The 5,947-nt window shown below is 64.7% G+C and carries 7 protein-coding genes and 1 pseudogene; 1 reads left to right on the forward strand and 7 read right to left on the reverse strand.

Translation table 11 applies throughout. The annotated features are described in order from the left end of the window. The 5 genes and pseudogenes from WAW17_RS14045 to WAW17_RS14065 form a co-directional block, all read right to left on the reverse strand. Positions 1–2,590, reverse strand: a pseudogene (locus WAW17_RS14045) (helicase); the annotation flags it as partial. 203 nt (positions 2,591–2,793) lie between these two features. Then, positions 2,794–3,453 (reverse strand): hypothetical protein, encoded by a 660-nt coding sequence (locus WAW17_RS14050; RefSeq protein WP_422333568.1) that lies wholly within the window; start codon positions 3,451–3,453, stop codon positions 2,794–2,796. A gap of 178 nt (positions 3,454–3,631) precedes the next feature. Further along, the gene (locus tag WAW17_RS14055; RefSeq protein WP_422333569.1) at positions 3,632–3,853 is read right to left on the reverse strand and encodes a hypothetical protein; all 222 of its coding nucleotides are present in this window, start codon (positions 3,851–3,853) and stop codon (positions 3,632–3,634) included. Positions 3,854–3,928: 75 nt separating this feature from the next. Beyond that, positions 3,929–4,345: a hypothetical protein gene (locus WAW17_RS14060; protein WP_422333570.1), complete on the reverse strand. Its 417-nt coding sequence runs from the start codon at positions 4,343–4,345 to the stop codon at positions 3,929–3,931. Positions 4,346–4,366: 21 nt separating this feature from the next. Next, on the reverse strand, positions 4,367–4,741 hold the full coding sequence (locus tag WAW17_RS14065; RefSeq protein WP_422333571.1) for a hypothetical protein: 375 nt from the start codon (positions 4,739–4,741) through the stop codon (positions 4,367–4,369). Between the two features lie 202 nt (positions 4,742–4,943). On the opposite strand from WAW17_RS14065, the gene WAW17_RS14070 reads away from it, so the two are divergent. Next, on the forward strand, positions 4,944–5,225 hold the full coding sequence (locus WAW17_RS14070; RefSeq protein ID WP_422333572.1) for a hypothetical protein: 282 nt from the start codon (positions 4,944–4,946) through the stop codon (positions 5,223–5,225). A 93-nt stretch (positions 5,226–5,318) separates the two neighbouring features. On the opposite strand, the gene WAW17_RS14075 is transcribed toward WAW17_RS14070, so the two are convergent. Further along, the gene (locus WAW17_RS14075) at positions 5,319–5,486 is read right to left on the reverse strand and encodes a hypothetical protein (protein ID WP_422333573.1); all 168 of its coding nucleotides are present in this window, start codon (positions 5,484–5,486) and stop codon (positions 5,319–5,321) included. Then, the coding region (locus tag WAW17_RS14080; protein WP_422333574.1) for a DnaB-like helicase N-terminal domain-containing protein at positions 5,483–5,947 on the reverse strand (465 nt) is incomplete at its 5' end. The genes WAW17_RS14075 and WAW17_RS14080, both read right to left, overlap by 4 nt.

Genomic DNA, 5,947 nt, shown 5'->3' on the forward strand with positions numbered 1-5,947 from the left:
CGCCCGCGCGTGCACGGGCCGACGTCGCGGCCTCCGCGGCGGCCGCGGCGGCCGCGGCCTCCGCTTTCCGTTCGGGCTCGGGCTCCGGCTCCGGCTCGGGCTCCGGCTCGACCTCCGCCTCGTTCTCGGCGCTGACGTCGGAGTGCTGTTCCACCCCCGCTTCGGCCGCGGTAGCCGCCGCTTCGGCATCGCGTTTACGGGGCAACAGAATGCGGGCCTCGTCGACAGCGTCACGCCAGGTGTCAATCCCGGCGTAGTGCTGCCCGTCGAGGGTGATCGGCCCTTGCCGATCGAACACCGACTGCCACAACATGATGTGGGTGCCGTCCGGATCACCGACGATGACGTGGCCGGCGGGGTGAACGGTCAGGTCCGAGACGTCGAAACTCTGATACGGATCCGGTGCCGCGCTCTCGCGCCGCAAGTTCTGCAGGAGGGGTGTGTCCACCTGCTCCATCAGGGTCCAGTCGAGATCGAAGCCCGCCGCTTCGAGGAGCGACGTTTCGGTGGGCAGTGCGGCGCGAAGGTCTTCGATCACCTGGGCGCGGGCGTGCCGCTGAAATGATGAGCCGACCGCGTTGAACGCTGAGGATCGGTCCTGCCAGATCGGGTCGCTGTGGGCGGAGGCGTGGTAGAACTCGTGGCCGCGGGCGATCATCTCTGCTGTGACCAGGACGGTGCGGTACGCCTGATCGAGAGGTCGGTAGGCGCGGTCGATCCACTCGGGGATCGGGTGCCCACCGGCTTCGAGTAGCCGGCCGACCACGAAGCGGTGGTCACGGCCACCGCTGACGGTGGAGGTTCCACCGGTGAGGGTGTACTCCCAGAAACCGCGGGAGGGCACGTACCGCATGGCTGCGCTGTGTTTGGACTCGAGACGGATTCCGAAGTGGCCGCTGTGCTCGAAAAACTCGTGCCGACCCTCCACTTCGGGATCGCGGTCGTCGTAGAGGTGGGGCACGACGGATTGCCGTACCTCGGCCGCCAACCTGGACTGCGGAATGCTCTCGGTGGCCACGGCCAGATCGGGGCGCTCCTGCGCCAGAACACGGAAGGCGATGTCGATGCCTTCTTCGAGCCACTCGTCCCGGGTAGTCGCCGGCCACCCCGCCCACGTCCCGATCAGCGGCTCCGAACGCAGATGCTCACGCATCCACGCCGTCCACTCGGCCTTCACCTGGGGTGACCACGTCAGATCGTCGCGGTGCGCCTCATTCCACGCCTGGACGACGGACTCGACGAAGTCCTCCGGAGTCCACGACCGCGGGGAGTCGTTGATGATCTGGGCGGCCGCCTGCCGCAGCACTGACCCGTTCTCGGCCAATCCTGCGATGGTCGCGGCGAACGTCTCCCGGTACGGCTTCGACGCTGCTGCCGCGTCGACGTCCCGGCCGCCGATCGTCTCGATCAGATCGGATGATCGTGCCGCTTCCTCGAACAAGGCCGCCATGTCCGGGGTGACGGCGTCGACTTGCGCCCGATGCGCTCCGCGCCACCACTGCTGCTCGAAGGTGTGGCGGGCCATCTCACCTTTGATCCTGAGGCGAGCGGCCGCGAACCCGGGATCGCTGTCGATCGAGGGCAGATCCAGCGGTGTCGCCGGGTCGAATGCGCCGTGAGCTCGCGCTTCCCAGTCCTCAACTTCCGGGATGATCCCCAGGTCGAACGCTTCCTGCACCGCGTCGATCTGGCGCTCACGCGCAGCTACCGCAGCGGCGTCGTACCCGTCGAGGTCGAGATCTTCTTCCTCGCCCGCCACCTCGAGCACAGTCTGCGCCGCATAGTGAGCGGTCTCCAGGTACGACTCATCTACGGCTCGTTCACCGCTCTCACGTGCTGCCACGACAGCCTCTACCACTGCGGTGGTCGTCGGGTCCTGGAGCGGTGTCTCGGTGCGCGACTGCCAGTACGCCTCGGCGGCGGTGCGGCCGATCTGCTGCCAGCTGCTGCGATAGAGCAGCACGGCGCGGCCCGCGAGGAACATCTCGTCGGTCAGGGCGGTGCGGTCGGTCATCAGGTCGGCCAGGGCGACCTGCGCCTTGTTCGTGAAGTGCCCTTCGGCCCATGCCAGGAACTGATCGGGGGTGTTGGCGGCCGGATTGGCATACCGATCGGCCTCGGTGTCCGGTTCCGTGAGGGTGGCCAGAATGCGGGCGGTGATCTCGGCACGCGGATCCGCAACCTCTGCAGGGACGGATCGCTCTGATTCGGTCTCAGCTTCTGCCGCCGCCGTCTCTACCTCTACCTTTGCCGCTTCGGGCTCGGGTGTGATCGGCGCGGTGAGCAACGGCCCACGGGGCCGGTCCCGGAACTGCACTTCCTTGAAGTTGCCGCTCAGGATGCTCGAAATCAGATCGTGCGCTTCGCCTTTGGTGATCGTCGTATCGACGGTGAACGGCTTCTCGACCTGCCGGGAGAGTTCTTCGAGCTTGGCGATCTGCTTCCTGGTGATTGCGTCGCTGCGCCAACTCGCCTGCGGCGTACGGTCAGCCGCGGCGACTTCTTGCACGAGGGCGCGGGGCACCGCGTGCGGGTCGACGCCCAGTGCCTGCATCTGGTTACGTAGCTCGCCCGCACGCGCTGCCTGCACACGCCACTCGATGCGGAGTCGTTCGAGCTTGCCGGTGATGCTGTTGACGTTCTCCGTGTTCGCGGCGACACCAGCGGCCAGGCCACGTTCCTGCGCCGTTGCCAGAGCCCGCCGCGCCGCACCCAGCCGTTTCGTGAGCGTGGCCCCGTGCCGTTCGAGGTCTTCGAGCTGCTCACTCGCGGCTGCCCATTCCGCTTGCGCTGCTAGAACGGCATGTTCGGATCCGCCGGCGGATTGCGCCGAATTTCCTCGTCGATCATCGCGGCCAGCTCGTCCGCGACCGGGTCGAACGCGGTCATCGGCACCGGCTGATTGTCCTCGATCCGCTGCGCCACCAGCGCCTTCGCCAACTGACGGAACCACGCCGGACGTTCCAGCCACACCCGGTGAACGATCCGATCCGCTACGCGGCGAGGCCGCACGTTCAGGCTCTTCCACCGATCCGGATCGTGTGCCGCCCGCGCCCGCTCCTGTTCCTTGTCGATCCACTCGTCCGCCTGAGTCTCGAACTCCGTCCTGCGGGCGATGATCTCCGGCGTCACCTGGGGGTACAGCTCCTGAGAGAGCACCATCTCCCGCGCTGCCCGCCACGCCGATTCCTTCGCCTGGACCACGTCCCAGTACGTCGGCGTCTTGCCCGGGTTCGATTGGGCCCATTGCTCGGTCAGCTGCTGTTCCAGCGGTCCGCTCGCGTTCTCGGTCAGCTGCTGCAGCCGCAACGCCTCCCGGTCGATCCTCTCCAGGTCCTCGGTCGTGTTCGCGTCCAAGCCGATCCACTCGACCAGAATTCGCCGTGTCTCGTCCGAGATCGTCACGTCGAGCTCCTCGATCTGTTCGATCATTTCCTCGTTCTGCGGTGCCACTGTCTGCTCCTTCTTCCTCGAATTCGAACGCGCCCTGGTTGACGTCTTTGCGTGCCACTCGACCTCCTCGACTGCGCCCATCCAGGGCGGAACTCCGCACGAAAACGGGGAGTTACTGAGGTCAATTTTACTACAAAGTAACGAAAAAACCTGGTCTGACCTGCACAAATACCGATCGTTATCGAATCCGGGAACCTTCGACGCCGCCCTGTGGGCGCGCCAGAGCGACGAAGAACATCAGCACGAGAGGCGCGATGAACAACCCCGCGAAACCGGCCGCCATCGCCCGTGCGGGTCGGCGATGGCGGCTGTAGGACCGTCGGGCGCAGAACACCGCGCCCGCGATGGACAGAAGATTGAACACAACGAAAACTCCGGTGGCGAAGGTGTTGCCGTCCATCACGGGCCTGCCTCTCTAGCGGGTGTTAGGCGTCTCGGGGCGAAAGTCAGTGCGCGACGCTGACTTATGCGACGATCACGCGGTAGTCGGACGGAAGGTGGCTTGCACCGGTTCGGTGATCGCCTTGATCCTGGTCCACGGAACCTCCACCCGCAGAGTTCGCGGTAGCGCGAGAGCCTCCTCCACGATCTCGTCCACATGCGGCAAGCTGTTGGCCTCTCTCGCTTCGTGCAGGAGCGCGACGAGCGGGTTGTCGAGGTCGAAAATGACGGAGACAGAATCGGATTTGATGCTCTCCACGTGAACGGAGCGGTACCTCCGGGCGTCGGTCAGCAAGTACCTGAATAAGTTCTTCGCCTTCGCTTTCTCGGCCGCGTCAGCGGATTTGGCGTTGTCGATCTGAATTCTGAGGTCAGCGAGAATTCTGGGGCTGGCGTAGAACGTCACCGGCGGAATCGGGTTCTCTTCCGCAAAGTGGATTTCCTTCGTCATGTGCTCTCCTTCGGTGGCTGTTCAGTCCGTCAGTCGCAAGATGAGTTGCCAGACCGTTTGCGCGGTGCAGACGGCGTCACGTGGGTCGACCGAGTGGTCTGCGACGGTAACCCATCCCACCGACCCTCTGACCATTGCTCGGATGTCGTGCGCCCCGGAGACGTCGACAACGGTGAACAAGATGTCGTAGCCGCCACCGATGTGCCAGATGAGGTCGCCGTCGTCGAGCGTGATGTTCGATTCGAGAGATTCGGTCTCGGCATGCGGGTCGGTGCGCTCGTAGAACTCGCGGGCCACCTGAGCCAATGCCTGCGCGTGCTCCGCACCCATCGGTCGCTGCACCGCCAGCTCTGCCCCGTCGCGAATCGACTCCTGGTCGATCAAGTGAACCGTCACAAGACTGTCCTCCCCTTCACTCGTCTGATCTTCTATTCGGTAACTGACAACACTCTACATAGAGACCCCTTGATGTAGAATAGGCACGTGCCGGCCGCTACTCGTCGGGCCGCAGAAATAGTCGACATGCTGGCTACACTCAGCAGCGAGAAGGGGAGAAATCTTGAACTCCGAACGGCGACCGCGCAAGGTAGGCCCAGAAATGACTGCAGTTGCCACCCCCCGCGACCTCTATCTTCAGCTCGAAGCGCGACTCGGTGAACTGCGCGACGTGCAAGACAAAACCCTCGCTCTAGTCCGCGAGTACCAGTTGCACGATTCGAGTGTTCTCGAGACCGATACGGTCGGCGAACCGATCAGCGGCCCGGAAGCGTTCGACGCGGCCCTGCTGAATTTGGGCCGTCTCGATCTCGCCCTGGACGCGGCGGACGAAGCGTTCCAGGAAACACTCGTCTACACCTCGAGACTGCGCGTCAAAGACTGACAGCAGACGAGAAAAGGTCGGCATCTCCAGGTGAGATGCCGACCTTTGTGATGGATGGTGGTGTTTCAGAACAGCGTTGCGTGAGTCGGTCGTTCAGAACAGCCCTAGTTGTTCCCGGGCGGCTTGTTCTTCGGTACGGCGCTCGTACGCGGCCGCGAGGGACTGCGCTGTCGAGGGCGTGCACCCCATCTCGCGCCCGATCTGCTTCCAGTCCGCCCCGGCATGATGCATGCTCCACGCGTCTCGTTCGTCGTCATTCATAGGTGCCCTCCCCGGATCTTGGTGAGTCGTTCGGTCGCTTCCCGTAGTCGGCGCCGATGGGCGCACATGTGCTCGTAGAGGTCCCGGTCGGGAAGGCGTTCTGCAGCGTCCACCAGGGATTGGGCAGCGACGTGGAATCCACGCCGGTACGCCTGGGTGATCACTGCGTCGACGTAATGCTCGGGGCCGCCGGTCACACCGAGTGTCGTGACCTCGGCGAGCGCGGTCGTGAGCAGTTTTCCCTGGTGCCCGGCGGTGAGACCTTCACGGCTGAGCATGAGAGCGACGTGCGCCGAATCGTGGGGCTTGCCGGCGACGACGAGTTCGGCGATCTGACTGAACAGTGCTCCGTAGATCGGGCGGTCGAAGTCTGCGGCGGTGATCAGCACGATCACTCGCTGGGCTTCCACGGGCTGAGCCCACAGGAGTGCGCACAGCAGCTGCGCCTCTATGTCCAGTCG

Origin of the sequence: Rhodococcus sp. (in: high G+C Gram-positive bacteria), from assembly GCF_049286785.1 — a bacterium.
GTDB lineage: Bacteria > Actinomycetota > Actinomycetes > Mycobacteriales > Mycobacteriaceae > Rhodococcus_F.

Coding starts and splice junctions, on each gene's coding strand:
- WAW17_RS14055 (WP_422333569.1), bottom strand. CDS start 3,853: ATGGACGGCAACACCTTCGCCACCGGAGTTTTCGTTGTGTTCAATCTT.
- WAW17_RS14060 (WP_422333570.1), bottom strand. CDS start 4,345: ATGACGAAGGAAATCCACTTTGCGGAAGAGAACCCGATTCCGCCGGTG.
- WAW17_RS14070 (WP_422333572.1), top strand. CDS start 4,944: ATGACTGCAGTTGCCACCCCCCGCGACCTCTATCTTCAGCTCGAAGCG.
- WAW17_RS14075 (WP_422333573.1), bottom strand. CDS start 5,486: ATGAATGACGACGAACGAGACGCGTGGAGCATGCATCATGCCGGGGCG.